The 13,824-nt window shown below is 72.5% G+C and carries 11 protein-coding genes; 4 read left to right on the top strand and 7 right to left on the bottom strand.

The window, feature by feature from the left end; genetic code table 11:
- Positions 1-2: 2 nt before the first annotated feature.
- Genes IE107_RS03250 through rsmH form a run of 4 tightly spaced genes read right to left on the bottom strand, consistent with a single transcriptional unit; the run spans position 3 to position 5,314 of the window.
- On the bottom strand, positions 3-1,730 hold the full coding sequence (locus IE107_RS03250) for a UDP-N-acetylmuramoyl-L-alanyl-D-glutamate--2,6-diaminopimelate ligase (protein ID WP_189540824.1): 1,728 nt from the start codon (positions 1,728-1,730) through the stop codon (positions 3-5).
- Between the two features lie 18 nt (positions 1,731-1,748).
- Positions 1,749-3,731 carry a peptidoglycan D,D-transpeptidase FtsI family protein gene (locus tag IE107_RS03245; protein WP_189540821.1) on the bottom strand — a complete coding sequence of 661 codons (1,983 nt, stop codon included), beginning with the start codon at positions 3,729-3,731 and terminating at the stop codon, positions 1,749-1,751.
- A gap of 4 nt (positions 3,732-3,735) precedes the next feature.
- Positions 3,736-4,299, bottom strand: a complete 564-nt coding sequence (ftsL, locus tag IE107_RS03240) for a cell division protein FtsL (RefSeq protein WP_189540819.1) — start codon at positions 4,297-4,299, stop codon at positions 3,736-3,738.
- A gap of 49 nt (positions 4,300-4,348) precedes the next feature.
- Positions 4,349-5,314 carry a 16S rRNA (cytosine(1402)-N(4))-methyltransferase RsmH gene (gene rsmH / locus IE107_RS03235; protein ID WP_189540817.1) on the bottom strand — a complete coding sequence of 322 codons (966 nt, stop codon included), beginning with the start codon at positions 5,312-5,314 and terminating at the stop codon, positions 4,349-4,351.
- A 381-nt stretch (positions 5,315-5,695) separates the two neighbouring features.
- Between rsmH and IE107_RS03230 the strand changes: the two genes are divergently transcribed.
- The 4 genes from IE107_RS03230 (at position 5,696) to IE107_RS03215 (ending at position 11,429) form a co-directional block, all read left to right on the top strand.
- On the top strand, positions 5,696-6,259 hold the full coding sequence (locus IE107_RS03230) for a beta-class carbonic anhydrase (RefSeq protein ID WP_189540815.1): 564 nt from the start codon (positions 5,696-5,698) through the stop codon (positions 6,257-6,259).
- Positions 6,260-6,502: 243 nt separating this feature from the next.
- A complete protein-coding gene (locus IE107_RS03225; protein WP_189540813.1) occupies positions 6,503-7,546 on the top strand; it encodes an AAA family ATPase in 1,044 nt (347 codons plus the stop codon).
- On the top strand, positions 7,546-8,937 hold the full coding sequence (locus tag IE107_RS03220; RefSeq protein ID WP_189540811.1) for a DUF58 domain-containing protein: 1,392 nt from the start codon (positions 7,546-7,548) through the stop codon (positions 8,935-8,937). The genes IE107_RS03225 and IE107_RS03220 overlap by 1 nt, the downstream gene beginning before the upstream one ends.
- The gene (locus IE107_RS03215) at positions 8,934-11,429 is read left to right on the top strand and encodes a transglutaminase TgpA family protein (RefSeq protein ID WP_189540809.1); all 2,496 of its coding nucleotides are present in this window, start codon (positions 8,934-8,936) and stop codon (positions 11,427-11,429) included. Before IE107_RS03220 ends, IE107_RS03215 begins: the two co-directional genes overlap by 4 nt.
- Positions 11,430-11,588: 159 nt before the next feature.
- Here the strand turns inward: IE107_RS03215 and IE107_RS03210 are convergent, their stop codons facing one another.
- The 3 genes from IE107_RS03210 to IE107_RS03200 all read right to left on the bottom strand — a co-directional run bounded on the left by IE107_RS03210 (position 11,589) and on the right by IE107_RS03200 (position 13,664).
- Positions 11,589-11,981 carry an SCO2097 family morphological protein gene (locus IE107_RS03210; protein ID WP_072483226.1) on the bottom strand — a complete coding sequence of 131 codons (393 nt, stop codon included), beginning with the start codon at positions 11,979-11,981 and terminating at the stop codon, positions 11,589-11,591.
- Between the two features lie 294 nt (positions 11,982-12,275).
- Positions 12,276-13,034: a class I SAM-dependent methyltransferase gene (locus IE107_RS03205; protein WP_189540807.1), complete on the bottom strand. Its 759-nt coding sequence runs from the start codon at positions 13,032-13,034 to the stop codon at positions 12,276-12,278.
- Positions 13,035-13,136: 102 nt separating this feature from the next.
- Positions 13,137-13,664 (bottom strand): SAV_6107 family HEPN domain-containing protein, encoded by a 528-nt coding sequence (locus IE107_RS03200; protein ID WP_189540805.1) that lies wholly within the window; start codon positions 13,662-13,664, stop codon positions 13,137-13,139.
- Between the last annotated feature and the right edge of the window lie 160 nt (positions 13,665-13,824).

Below are 13,824 nucleotides of genomic sequence, written 5' to 3'. Positions count from 1 at the left end.
GGTCATCCCTGACTGTTGTTCTCGTGGGTGTGGGCGCGGTGGTCGGAGCTCTCGGTGCGCTCGTGCCCCGTGGAGCGCTCGATGGCCGCGCGCAGGACCACGCGGTCGTCGAAGGGGCGTACCACGCCGTGGATGTCCTGGCCCTGCTCGTGGCCCTTGCCGGCGATCAGCACCGTGTCACCGGGCTCGGCGCGGGCGACCGCGGCGGCGATGGCGGCGGCCCGGTCGGCTTCGACCAGGACGTCGCCCCGCTCGTCGACGGGCACCTCGGCGGCGCCCGCGAGCATTGCGGCGAGGATTTTGAGGGGGTCCTCGGAACGGGGGTTGTCGGAGGTCAGTACGGCGGTGTCGGCGAGGCGGGCCGCGGCGGCGCCCATCGGGCCGCGCTTGGTCGTGTCGCGGTCGCCACCGCAGCCGAGGACGATGTGCAGCCTGCCCTTGGTGACCTTCCGCAGGGAGCGCAGCACGGACTCGACGGCGTCGGTCTTGTGCGCGTAGTCGACGACCGCGAGGTACGGCTGTCCGGCGTCGACCCGCTCCAGCCGGCCGGGCACGCCCGGGACGGCCGCGACACCGTCGGCCCCGGTCTGCGGGTCGATGCCCGCGACGGCGAGCGTGACGATCGCGGCGAGGGTGTTGGCGACGTTGAACGGTCCTGGCAGCGGGGCCCTGGCGGCGATCCGCTCGCCCTGGGGGCCGACGGCGGTGAAGGTGGAGCCGAGCGGCCCGGCCTCGACGTCCTCGGCGCGCCAGTCGGCGTCCGGGTGGCCCTCGGCGGAGAAGGTGACGACCGGGACGGACGCCTCGCTGACCAGCCTGCGGCCGTACTCGTCGTCGAAGTTGACGACGCCCTGCCGGCTGCGGCCCGGGGTGAAGAGCTGCGCCTTGGCCTGGAAGTAGTCCTCCATCCCGGAGTGGAACTCCATGTGTTCCGGGCTGAGGTTGTTGAAGACCGCGACATCGAAGACGCAGCCGTCGACCCGGCCGAGCACCAGGGCGTGGCTGGAGACCTCCATGGTCACCGAGTCGACGCCGCGCTCACGCATGACGGCGAACAGGGCCTGCAGATCGGTGGCTTCGGGGGTGGTGCGCTCGGACTTGATGCGCTCGTCGCCGATCCGCATCTCCACCGTGCCGATGAGGCCGGTGGCGCGCCCGGCGCCGCGGAATCCGCCTTCGATCAGGTAGGCGGTGGTGGTCTTGCCGGACGTTCCGGTGATGCCGATCTGGAGGAGAGCGGCGCCGGGCCGGCCGTAGATCTCGGCGGCGAGCTCGCCCATCCGGCCGCGCGGGTCCTCGGTGACCAGCACCGGGAGTCCGGTGGCCGCGGCGCGCTCGGCGCCCGCCGGGTCGGTGAGGATCGCCGCCGCGCCGAGACCGGCCGCCTGGGCCACGAAGTCGGCGCCGTGGAGGCGGGCGCCCGGCAGGGCCGCGTACACGTCGCCGGGGCGTACCGCCCGGGAGTCGTGGGTGATGCCGGTGACCTCTCCGGTTCCCGGCGGCTCGACGCCCAGCCGGGCCGCCAGTTCGCCTAGCGAGGTCGGTCCGATCCGGTCCGGGCGGGGCGCTCCCGGGAATTTCACAGGGGCGGCCTTCTGGGTGGTTTGGAACTGATCAGCGTGGGGCACGGCGGTGAGCGTACCGGGCGCACCCGGCCTCTCGCGAAGTGAGGGGCCGGGGTTCCGGTGGTTCCCGTTCCGGTTCCCGGGATCGGGCGTGATGGTTGTCACTGGATGGTTTCCCCGAGTTCACTCGCCGGGATCGAAGGACACCGGCAGCCGGGCTGGCCCGCTGCCGGACGGTGGGGTCTGGAGCGTCTTGAGCGCGAACTCCATGACCTGCTTGTAGATCGGTCCGCAGATCTGGCCGCCGAAATAGCTGCCCTTGGTCGGGTTCTGGATCGCGCAGTAGACGGTGACCTGCGGTTTGTCGGCGGGGGCGAAGCCCGCGAAGGACGCGGTGTAGCCGTGGTAGCCGCCGCGTACCGGGTCGACGCGGTTGGCCGTACCGGTCTTGCCCGCCACCCGGTAGCCGGGGATCTTGGCCTTCGTTCCGGTGCCCTCCTCGTCGCCGACCACCGACTCCAGCATGGCGGCGAGCGTCTTGGCGGTCTTCGCGCTGACCACCCTGGTCCGCCCGGGCGGGGCGGCAGCCGTGAAGTGGCCGTCGGCGCCCCTGGTGCCGCGTACCAGCGTGGGCGCGACGCGGAGCCCGTCGTTGGCGATCGTCGAGTAGATGGAGGCGGCCTGCATGGCGTTGAGCGAGAGACCCTGGCCGAACGGGATCGTGTACTGCTGCGAGGTCGACCAGTCCTTGGGCTTGGCGAGGATGCCGGGGGTCTCGCCCGGGTAGTCGAGACCGGTCGGCGAGCCGATCCCGAACTTGCGCAGGTAGGAGTAGAGGACCTTGTTGGCCTCGGCCTGGGTCCTGCCCAGTTCGCCGGTGGCCAGGATGGTGCCGATGTTGCTGGACTTGGCGAGTACGCCGTTGAGCGTGAGGTACCAGGTGGGGTGGTCGATGTCGTCCTTGAAGAGCCGGTCGCCGCGGTGCAGCCGGTTGGGGACGGTGACATGGGTGCCCGGGGTGGCGACGCCCTCCTCCAGCACGGCGGCCATGGACATGACCTTGCTGGTGGAGCCGGGTTCGTAGACGTCCTGGAGGGCGGCGTTGCCCAGCGACGCCGCATCGGCCTGCGAGAGGTCGTTGGGGTCGAAGCCGGGCGCGTTGGCCATGGCGAGGACCTCTCCGGTCCGGGTGTTCTGCACGACGACGTAGCCGCGGTCGGCCTTGGACTTCTTCACCTGGTCGGTGATGGCCTTCTGGGCGGCCCACTGGATGTCGCGGTCGATGGTCAGCTCGACGTCGGCCCCGGGGACGGCCGGGACCTCTTCGGTCCCCGCGGTGGGCACCCGCCGGCCGCCGGACTGGGCGTACCTGATCTTGCCGTCCTCGCCCGCGAGCTCCTTGTCCAGCTGCGATTCGAGGCCGCCCGCGCCCTCGCCGTCGGCGTTGACGTAACCCAGTATCCCGGCGGCGAGACCCCCGTTGGGGTAGACCCTCTTGGTGGTCGCCTCCTGGAAGACCCCGGCGAGCACATTGGCTCCCGGGCCGCCGCCCGCCCGGTCCTTGCCCGCCTTCTCGGCGAAGACGGACTTGAGGTCCTTGATCTGGTTCCAGACCTGCGGGGTCTGGCGGCGGGCCAGGACGACGTAGCGGCCCTTCCGGGACAGCTTCCGGGTCAGCTCGGTGGCATCGGTGCCGAGAATCGGGGCGAGGAGCGCCGCCGCCTGCTGGGGTGCGTCGGGGGCCTTGCTGAACTCGGGCGTGAACATCGAGGGATCGGCGGTGATGTTGTACGCGTCGACGCTGGTGGCCAGGGCGATCCCGCTGCGGTCGGTGATCTCGCCGCGCTCGGCGGAGATCGTGTAGCTGAGGTAGCGGTTCTCCTTGGCCTTGGCCGCGTACGCACTGGCGTCGACGGCCTGGACCTGGAGCAGCCTGACGACGAACGCCAGCATGACGAGCGTCAGGGCGAGGCTGACCAGGCGGAGCCGTGGGCGCGGGTTGCCGAGCCGCAGCGGGCGGGCGGTCCGGCCGCGGGGCGGTTGGGGGCGCCGGGCCGGGGAGGGCGGACGGCGGGCCGCGGGCCTCGGGCGCCCCTGGCCGCCTGCGGCGCTGCGCGGGCGCGCGGGGCCGGGAACCCGGCGGCGCGGTGGATCCTTGGGCGGCACTGCGTCACCTGCCGGGGCTCGTCGGGGACTGGTCTGCCGGGGTACCCGGCCCGGCCGCCGGGGTCGCGGAGGCGCTGGAGGGCGGCACCACGGTGCCCGGGGAGCCGGCCGGTGCCGGCGGGGCGGGCGAGGCCGGGGTGGTGGCGGGGGGCGCCGTCGGCGTACTGCTCTTCGGCGGAGGCGGGGTGGGGACGGGGTCGGCGGTGGTCTCGGCGGGTACGCCGCGGACCGTGCCGTCCGGGTTCAGGAAGGCGGGGCTGCCGCCGGGCACCATGCCCAGTTCGCGGGCGCGCCGCTCCAGGGCGTCCGGCTTGGAGTAGTTGTCGACGTCGTGCTGGAGAGCCTGCTGCTCGTCGGTGAGCTCGGTGGTCCGCTTCTTCAGCTCGCTCAGCCTGAACGACCCTTCATTGAGGGCCGAGTTGAGCACCAGGAGCGTGATCAGGCCGCCGCCCAGCAGCACCACGACCAGCAGGACGAAGGGGGTACGGGCCGCATTGCTGGGCCCGGACGGCATCAGCCGGGCGAGCCGCGCGGCGCGCCCTCTCAACTGCCCGGCCGGTTTGCTCACCGCGCCGCCCCCCGCGCCGCCGGCTTCCGGGTCCCCCGGCGCCGGACGGTCATCGTTCCTCCTCGCGGATCCGCTGGGCGCCGCGCAGCCGGGCGGGGGCGGCGCGCCGGTTCTCGGCGACCTCCTCCTCCGTGGGCAGTTCCGCGCCGCGGGTCAGCAGCTTCAGCCGGGGCTGGTAGCGCTCGGGGACGACCGGCAGTCCGGGCGGCGCCGTGGTGGCGGCGCCCGCCGCGAAGACCTGCTTGACCAGCCGGTCCTCCAGCGAGTGGTACGAGAGGACGGCGATGCGGCCGCCGACCGCGAGGCTCTGGACGGCGGCCGGAATGGCCCGCTCCAGGACGGTGAGCTCGCCATTGACCTCGATGCGCAGCGCCTGGAACGTCCGTTTGGCGGGGTTGCCACCGGTGCGCTTGGCTGCCTGGGGCAGCGAGTCACGGATCAGCTCGACGAGCCGGGCGCTGTTGCTGAACGGCTCCTTCTCGCGCTCGCGCACGATCGCCGAGACGATCCGCTTGGCCTGCTTCTCCTCGCCGTACGCGCGCAGGATCCGGACCAGTTCGCCCGGCGGATAGGTGTTCAGCACCTCGGCCGCGCCGATGCCGGTCGTCTGGTCCATCCGCATGTCGAGCGGGGCGTCCTGGGCGTACGCGAATCCGCGGTCGGCCTCGTCCAGCTGCATGGAGGAGACGCCGAGGTCGAACAGGACGCCCTGGACCTTCGGGATGCCGAGCCTGTCGAGCACCTCGGGCAGTTCGTCGTAGACCGCGTGCACCAGAGTGGCCCGGTCGCCGTACGGGGCGAGCCGCTCGCCGGAGAGCCGCAGCGCCTCCTTGTCGCGGTCCAGCCCGATCAGCCGTACGGAGGGGAAGGCGGAGAGCAGCGCTTCACTGTGCCCGCCGAGGCCGAGGGTGCAGTCGACGACCACGGGCGCCTGCGGGCCCGGCGCTTCCAGAGCCGGGGCCAACAGGTCCAGGCACCGCTGGAGCATCACCGGGACGTGTCGGGTCTGGCTCATGCGCCCTCTCAGGCTCAGGTCCCGGGTGGCCGCACGTACGGCCTGGTCCCCGCCCGCTCAGAAGGGGAGGTCGTCAGGCGCCGGGGAAGGGGCGCCGGCCGACCGGCGAGCGGGAGAGGGCCGGGCCCGTACGTACGCCGCACACACAGGGGAATTCTACGGAATGTGCAGGGTGTCGGTAACTTCCCGTTACTTTAGTCCACCCTGCCATTCGATCGATTCCCGATCAATCAGCCCGGCTGCGCGTCGCCCCGCCCTCCGTTCACCCGCCCGGACGCGCGACTGCGAGGCTTGTGGGTTACCTCACAACAAGTCTCGTTGACGTTCTTTGTCCCTTCTCACAGCACGACGGACGCGGGTGCGGGGGATAACGTCATAGCCATGTCGACTTCCGCGCAATCCCCCGCCGGTCCATCCGCCCCGGCCGCCGACCGGGCCCGCACCGGGGACACGGTCACCGATCGCCTCGTCGAGGCGAACGTCCGGTACGCCGCCGATTTCGAAGACCCGGGCATGGACGCCAAGCCGGTGCTGCGCGTCGCCGTGGTCGCCTGCATGGACGCCCGGCTCGACCTGCACGACGCGCTCGGCCTGGCGCTCGGTGACTGCCACACCATCCGCAACGCGGGCGGCGTGGTCACCGACGACGTGATCCGTTCGCTGACCATCAGCCAGCGGGCCCTCGGCACGCGCAGCGTCATACTCATTCACCACACCAATTGCGGCCTGGAGTCGATCACCGAGGAATTCCGCCAGGAGCTGGAGGCCGAGGTCGGCCAGCGTCCGGTCTGGGCGGTCGAGGCGTACAAGGACGCCGACCAGGACGTACGCCAGTCGATGCAGCGCGTGCGCACCTCGCCGTTCCTGCTGCACACGGACGACGTCCGCGGCTTCGTCTTCGATGTGACCACCGGCCTGCTGCGGGAGATCCTCCCTGCCTCCTGACCGGCCGGATGCCGCCCACCCGGAACCGAAAACCCTCCCGAAACCGGCATATCGCCCCTACTTGTCCACAGGCGAGTGACACGAAGCGGTAACGGCAACAAGAATGCCCGTGTGACATCCCGCGGACATGTCCAGGAGGGGTGTCCGTGTTTCGGGGTGGGCCGGACCGCTGTGTGCGCGTCGGCCCGTGAATGGGGTATCCCCTGCTCCTGGTGAGCGTGGGGCAGGGCCGAGGAGGGCCGGGTGACCACCTATGACGATCGAGCGAGCCTCACAGATCTGACCACGACTGCGGAGCGGGTGCGCAGGTCGGTGGAGAGCGTGATCGAGGGCAAGCCCGAGGTCGTACGGCTTTCGCTGACCGTACTGCTGGCGGAGGGACATCTCCTCATCGAGGACGTCCCCGGAGTCGGCAAGACGATGCTGGCCAAGGCGCTGGCACGGTCCATCGACTGCTCGGTGCGGCGCATTCAGTTCACGCCGGACCTGCTGCCCTCGGACATCACCGGTGTGTCCATCTTCGACCAGCAGCGGCGCGACTTCGAATTCAAGCCGGGCGCGATCTTCGCCCAGATCGTGATCGGCGACGAGATCAACCGCGCCTCGCCGAAGACCCAGTCGGCGCTGCTGGAGTCCATGGAGGAGCGCCAGGTCACCATCGACGGGCACAGCTACGAGCTGCCCGACCCGTTCATGGTGGTGGCCACCCAGAACCCGGTGGAGATGGAGGGCACCTATCCGCTGCCCGAGGCCCAGCGCGACCGGTTCATGGCGCGGGTGTCGATCGGCTATCCGACCGCGGAGGCCGAGCTGCAGATGCTCGATGTGCACGGCGGTCTCCCGCCGCTCGACGACCTCCAGCCGGTGGCGCACGCGCACGAGATCGTGAAGCTGATCGACGCGGTGCGGACGGTCCATGTGGCCGACGCCGTCCGGCGGTACGCGGTGGAGCTCGTCGGGGCCACCCGCAGCCACCCCGATCTCCGGCTCGGCGCCTCGCCCCGGGCCACCCTGCATCTGCTGCGCGCGGCGAAGGCCTCCGCGGCGCTGAGCGGCCGGGACTACTGCCTGCCGGACGATGTGCAGGCGCTGGCGGTCGCGGTGCTCGCGCACCGGCTGCTGCCGACGGCCCAGGCCCAGCTGAACCGTCGCACCGCCGAGCAGGTCGTGCTGGAGATCCTCCGGCAGACGCCGGTCCCGACCGCGAACGGTGGCGTCACCCAGGTTCAGCACCAGCCGGGCCGTCCGGCGTACGGCCAGCAGCAGCCCGGCACACGGCGGGTGTGATGACCGCCGGGGGTCCGGCCGCGATGGACGACGGCGACGAGAAGGGCGGTCTGCGGGCCGCCCTGGGCGGGCTGACCACCCGTGGGCGGTCCTTTCTGGCGGCCGGGATCGCCGCGGCGATCTGCGCCTATGTGCTCGGCCAGGCGGATCTGCTGCGGGTCGGGCTGCTGCTCACCGCACTGCCGCTGGTCTGCGTGGCGGTGCTCGTCCGCACCCGCTACCGGGTCGCGGGCACCCGGCGGCTCACGCCGTCCCGGGTCCCGGCGGGCACCGAGGCGCGGGTTCATCTGCGGATGGAGAACGTGTCACGGATGCCCACCGGGCTGCTGATGCTCCAGGACCGGGTGCCCTATGTGCTCGGGCCGCGGCCCCGGTTCGTGCTGGACCGGGTGGAGACGGGCGGCCGTCGTGAGGTGTCCTACCGGGTGCGGTCGGATCTGCGCGGGCGCTATCCGCTCGGACCGTTGCAGCTGCGGCTGAGCGATCCGTTCGGGATGTGCGAGCTGACCCGTTCGTTCAGCGCGTACGACACCCTCGTCGTCATTCCGCGGACCGAGCCGTTGCCGCCGGTGCGGCTGGCCGGCGAGGCCCCGGGGTACGGCGAGGGACGGCAGCGTTCCCTGGCGCTGGCCGGGGACGACGACGTGATCCCCCGCGGCTACCGGCACGGCGACGATCTGCGCCGGGTCCACTGGCGCTCGACGGCGCGCTACGGCGAGCTGATGGTGCGCCGCGAGGAGCAGCCGCAGCGGGCCAGGTGCACGGTGCTGCTGGACACCCGGCGGATCGCCTACCAGGGGGCGGGGCCCGACTCCGCCTTCGAATGGGCGGTGTCCGGGGCCGCTTCCGCGCTGACGCACATGCTGGAGCGGGGCTTCGCCGTCCGGCTGCTGACCGACGACGGGAACGCGGTTCCCGGCGAGGGCGAGGGCGGCTTCGCCGGATCGACACACGAGTCCGCCGACTCCGCGGGGCTGATGCTGGACACCCTGGCGGTGGTCGACCATTCCGACGGCGGTGGTCTGTCGCGCGCGTACGACGTGCTGCGCGGCGGCAACGAAGGGCTGCTGGTCGCCTTCTTCGGTGATCTGGACGAGGAGCAGGCGGCGGTGGCGGCGCGGATGCGGCAGCGCAGCGGCGGCGCAGTCGCCTTCGTACTGGACAGCGCGGACTGGGTGCAGGGCGATGTCCCGCGCGCAGCGGCGCGCGAGGCGTCCGAGCGGCGGCTGCGGCTGCTGCGGGAATCGGGCTGGACGGCCGTGGCGGTGGCACCCGGGACCGGTCTCGCCCGCTACTGGCAGCAGGCGGGGCACCAGGACGTGGCGGCGCAGTCCGCCGACATCGGCGGCGCCGCGGACGGCACGACAGGTTTCTCCGGGGGTTGGTCATGAGCAGTCGTGGTCGGCTGGCGCTGTGCGCCTTTGCGGCGACAGTGATGGCGGCGGCCTCGATGCTGCCGCTGGTCGAACCGGCCGGGTGGATCCTGCAGGCCGCATTCCTGCTGGCGGTCCAGAGCGGTGCGGGGGCGCTCGTTCGCCGGGCGCCCGTGCCCCGTGCCCTGGTCGTCGCGGCGCAGGTGCTGGTCACGCTGGTCGTGCTGACAGTGGTCTTCGCCCGGCAGCAGGCGGTGGCCGGTCTGCTGCCCGGCCCGGAGGCCGTCCAGCGGCTCGCGCATCTGCTGACGTCGGGCGCCGAGGACGTCGGTAGGTATGCCGCTCCGGCCCCTGTGACGGACGGCATCCGGCTGATGCTGATCGGTGGTGTGCTGCTGGTCGGACTGGCGGTGGACGCCCTCGCGGTGACGTTCCGCAGCGCGGCCCCGGCGGGTCTGCCGCTCCTCGCCCTCTACTCGGTGGCCGCGGGGCTGTCCGAGGGCGGGGCGGACTGGCTCTGGTTCCTGCTGGCGGCCGGTGGCTATCTGCTGCTTCTGCTGGCCGAGGGCCGGGACCGGCTCTCCCAGTGGGGGCGGGTCTTCAGCGGCGCGGCCGCCAGATCCCCAGGGGGTCCGGCGGTCGGTGCGGCGATGTCGAGCACCCGGCCGACGGCCCCGGTCCGCACCGGGCGCCGGATCGGCGCGCTGGCGCTGGGCGTCGCGCTGGTCGTCCCGGCGGCGCTTCCGGCGCTCGGCGGCGGGCTGCTGGCCGGGACGGGCGGCGGCGGGAACGGCAAGGGCGGCGGCGGCACCATCTCCGCGGTGAACCCGCTGGTCTCGCTGCAGGACAATCTGAACCAGCCGGAGAACCGGCAGGTGATGTCCTACCGCACCAATTCCGGTGCCCCGCAGGACTTCTATCTGCGGATTCTGGCCCTGGACCAGTTCAACGGGAGCGAGTGGCGGCCCTCCACGCGCCGTCTGAAGGACGTGCCGAAGCGGCTCCCCGATCCGGCGGGTCTCGGCCCGGACGTGGCGGTCACGGAGATCAGGACGAACATCTCCGCCTCCCGTTCCTACCAGCAGACCTATCTGCCGCTCCCCTATCCGGCGACCGAGGTCAAGGTCGACGGACGCTGGCGGTACGAACCGGAGGGACGCACGCTCGTCGGTGACCGCGGGGAGACCACCCGCGGCGCCCAGTACCAGGTCTCCAGCCTGGTGGTCGAGCCGACCGCCGAGCAGCTCGCCACGGCGGGCCCCGCACCGGCCGCTCTGCGGCGCGAGTACACCCGCGTTCCCGCCTCCCTGCCGAAGGTGGTCGAGGAGACTGCGGACAGGGTGACCAAGGGCGCCGCCAACGATTACGAGCGGGCGGTGAAGCTGCAGGACTACTTCGCCTCGGGCGGCGGCTTCACCTATGACACCTCGGTGAACTCGGGCACCGGGAGCGCGGCGATCAGCCGGTTCCTCAAGGACAAGCAGGGGTTCTGCGTCCACTTCTCCTTCGCGATGGCCGCGATGGCACGGACGCTGGGCATTCCGGCCCGGGTCGCGGTGGGCTTCACCCCCGGCACCGGCCAGTCGGACGGTTCGGTCTCGGTGGGCCTGCGCGACGCCCATGCCTGGCCCGAGCTCTACTTCGAGGGCGCCGGGTGGACCCGTTTCGAGCCGACTCCGACGCGGGGCAGCACACCCTCGTACACCCAGGAAGCCGCCCCCACGGGCGACACGAACGTCCCGGCCCTGCCGGAGAAGGGCTCCTCCGCGGCTCCCTCGGCCGCACCGTCCGTCCCGGACAGCTGCCCGGCGCAGATGCGCAAGCAGGGCGAGTGCGGCAGCACGGCGGCTCCCGGGGTGGCGGCTCCGACGGATTCCGGGACACCGACGGGCACCGTCGTCGGTCTGGTCCTGCTCGCCGTGGTGGTCCTCGCACTGCCGCTGCTGCCGCTGCTCTGGCGGCTCCGGGCCCGCAGGCGCAGGCTGGGCCTCTCCGCCCGGCGTACGCCGCCCACGGAGCAGGGTGTCACCGGCGCCGGCACCGGTTCGGACCGCAGCGCCGAACCGGGCCGCGCGCCGGTGCACGCGGTGTCCGGCACGCTCGCGGCCTGGCAGGAGATCACCGACACGGCCTGGGACCACGGCATCGAGCCGGACGACTCCCGGACCCCGCGCAAGGCGGCGGCCCGGGTGGTGCGGCTCGGGCAGCTGGGACCCGATGCGGCGGCCGCGGTGCACCGGGTCGCCGGGGCGGTGGAGCAGGTCCTCTACGCACCCGAGCCCCGGCCGAGCACCGGGCTGGCCGAGGACGTGGAAACGGCACGAGCCGGTCTGCGGGCCTCTGCCGACCGGATCACCCGGATCCGGGCCGTGGTGGCACCGCGCTCGGCCGTTCGGGTGATCTGGGCGGCCTCGGACCGCTGGGCGGCGGTCACCGGCAGGTGGACGGCGCTGTGGCGCCGGGACCGGTGGGCGGGACGGCTCCGGCGGCCGTCGCGCCAGCAGGGGTGACCGGGGCCGTGGCCCTCGCGAAGGCCCGTAGGGACGCCTCTCGCGAGGGCCCGGCCGCAAGGAAGCCGGGCCGACGGCCACCCGCCGCGGCCTGTGCCGGGCACGCATGAGGGGCGGCCGCGAAGTCGCGGCCGCCCCTCACCAAGTATGTCCGAGGGCCTACTGGCCCTGCTCGTCGCGGCGGCGCTGCCACCGCTGCTCGATGCGGTTCATCACGGTCCGGCGCTGCCTGGGCCGACCGCGCTCACCGGCGCCTCCTGCTGCCGGATGCTCGCCCGGTTTGGGTGCCTTGCGCCACCCGGTGACCGCAAGGACCGCGCAGCCCAGCATGACGAGAAATCCCACCACACTGATCCAGATGAGCTGGGCGACCATTCCGGCCATGAGGAGCGCGATACCCACCAGGAAGCCTGCGACCGCCTGGTAGACCCGTCGCCGGGTGTACGTACGCAGCCCGCTTCCCTCGAGCGCTGTCGCGAACTTGGGATCTTCGGCGTACAGCGCTCGCTCCATTTGCTCGAGCATTCGCTGCTCGTGCTCCGAGAGCGGCACGGAGTCCTCCTCGTCGTCGGCCGCGGGGGGCGGCCGGTATGCGGCCCTTCCAGGATAGGCAGGGAATCGCCCCCGTGAAACCCGCCTTCTTGCCCATCAGCCAGTCCGGGCCGCCACAACGGCTCAGCTGCTGAGGCGTTGATTCCCCAACCTCCGATCCGTCATGCCGGATGGTGTCCCCCGATCATACGGGGCGAAGCACCCGATCGGGGGTCCAGGTGCGTACTCCGTCTGCCGCTGCACCGCTGATCAGCCGTGCTGCGTCCGGAGCCGCCGGACCGGACCGGCTGGCGCTCAGGCGCGCTTCGTGCCCAGGACGTGCAACTGCGTCGCGACCGAGTGGAAGGCGGGCAGTTCGGCCGCGGCGGACTCCAGCTTGAGCAGGGCCTCCACGGCGCCGGGCTCCGTGTCCACCAGGACGCCGGGCACCAGGTCGGCGAAGACCCGTACGCCGTGGACCGCGCCGACCTCGGCGTCGGCCCCGGAGACCAGCTCGGTGAGCTGCTCCGCGGTGTAGCGCCGGGGCATCGGATCGCCCTCGCCCCAGCGGCCCGCCGGGTCGCTGAGCGCCTGCCGGGCCTCGGTGAAGTGACCGGCGAGCGCCCGCGCCAGGACGGCACCGCCGAGCCCGGCGGCGAGCAGGCTGAGCGCACCGGACGGCCGGAGCGCCGCCACCGCGTTGCGTACGCCCTCGGCGGGGTCGTCCACGTACTCCAGGACGCCGTGGCACAGCACCGCGTCGTACCCACCGCGTTCGACGACCTCGAACAGGCCGTGGATGTCTCCCTGGACGCCGCGGACCCGCTCGGCCACCCCGGCCTCGGACGCACGGCGCTCCAGCGCGAAGAGCGCGTTGGGGCTGGGGTCGACGACGGTGACACGGTGGCCGAGCCGGGCGACCGGCACCGCGAAGATGCCGGTGCCGCCGCCGGTGTCCAGGACGTCCAGGGCGTCCCTGCCGGTCGCCTTCACCCGGCGGTCGAGGGCGTCCTTGAGGACCTCCCAGACCACGGCGGTACGGAGGGAGGCGCGGGGGCGCAGCTGGTCCGACACGGCAGATGACTCCTCGGCACGGTGCCGCCTGTGACGGCGGAGCGTGAACAGTGCAGGTGGTACGAGCGCTTCCCACCCTATTGCCTCACGCCGCCGCGCCCGTCATCCCGCGTCGGACCGCTCCCTCCTGGCCTGCGGGAGCACCGGCTGGAGCACCAGCAGCCGCTCGACCAGACGCAGGAACATCGCCGCGTCGCGCAGCAGGTCGTCGGCGTCCCGCCGGCTGGCCGCACCGGGTATCCCGGCTTCGGCACGGGCCCTGCGGCGGGCACCGGCAGCAAACAGCGCGCTCCATTCGGTCAGCTCGGGAGCTATTTCGGGCAGGACCTCCCAGGCGCTGCGGATGCGCTCCCGGCGCCGCCTGGACGTCTCCGGGCGGCCCCGCGCGGCGAGCACCGCGGCCGCGGTGCGCAGCGCTGCGAGATGGGCGGTGGCATACCGTTCGTTCGGCACATCGAGAACGGCGGCCTCGTCGAGGCCGGTGCGGGCCTTCGCGAGCAGATCGAGGGCGGCGGGCGGCGCCGTGGTGCGGCGCAGAACGGGGTGGACATCGCTTGCCGGGCCGGTCAGTGAGGGGGCAGGGCCGTCTGCGCGGCGCCGGGGTGCGGCTGCTGCGGACGAGTGGGCCATGACGAAACCTCCTGTCTCGTGTAACGACTCCGTGGCCGTCTGTGTCCATCGTGAGGGGCACCACTGACAATCGACCCGAATCCCCTCCGACCTGCCGTTTTGCTTCGTCCGCCAGTTCGGGCTACCTTTTTGCACTGACCAGTCAGTTCAAAACATGGGA

It is taken from the genome of Streptomyces gelaticus (genome assembly GCF_014649535.1).
GTDB classification, from domain to species: Bacteria; Actinomycetota; Actinomycetes; order Streptomycetales; family Streptomycetaceae; genus Streptomyces; species Streptomyces gelaticus.
The sequence above is the reverse complement of the archived record's forward strand: the minus strand, read 5'-3'. Positions and strand labels throughout refer to the sequence as shown.

Bases quoted from the DNA above. Each gene is read 5' to 3' on its own strand.
- rsmH (WP_189540817.1), bottom strand. From the start codon at position 5,314: ATGAGCCAGACCCGACACGTCCCGGTGATGCTCCAGCGGTGCCTGGAC.
- IE107_RS03230 (WP_189540815.1), top strand. From the start codon at position 5,696: ATGTCGACTTCCGCGCAATCCCCCGCCGGTCCATCCGCCCCGGCCGCC.
- IE107_RS03220 (WP_189540811.1), top strand. From the start codon at position 7,546: ATGACCGCCGGGGGTCCGGCCGCGATGGACGACGGCGACGAGAAGGGC.
- IE107_RS03215 (WP_189540809.1), top strand. From the start codon at position 8,934: ATGAGCAGTCGTGGTCGGCTGGCGCTGTGCGCCTTTGCGGCGACAGTG.
- IE107_RS03200 (WP_189540805.1), bottom strand. From the start codon at position 13,664: ATGGCCCACTCGTCCGCAGCAGCCGCACCCCGGCGCCGCGCAGACGGC.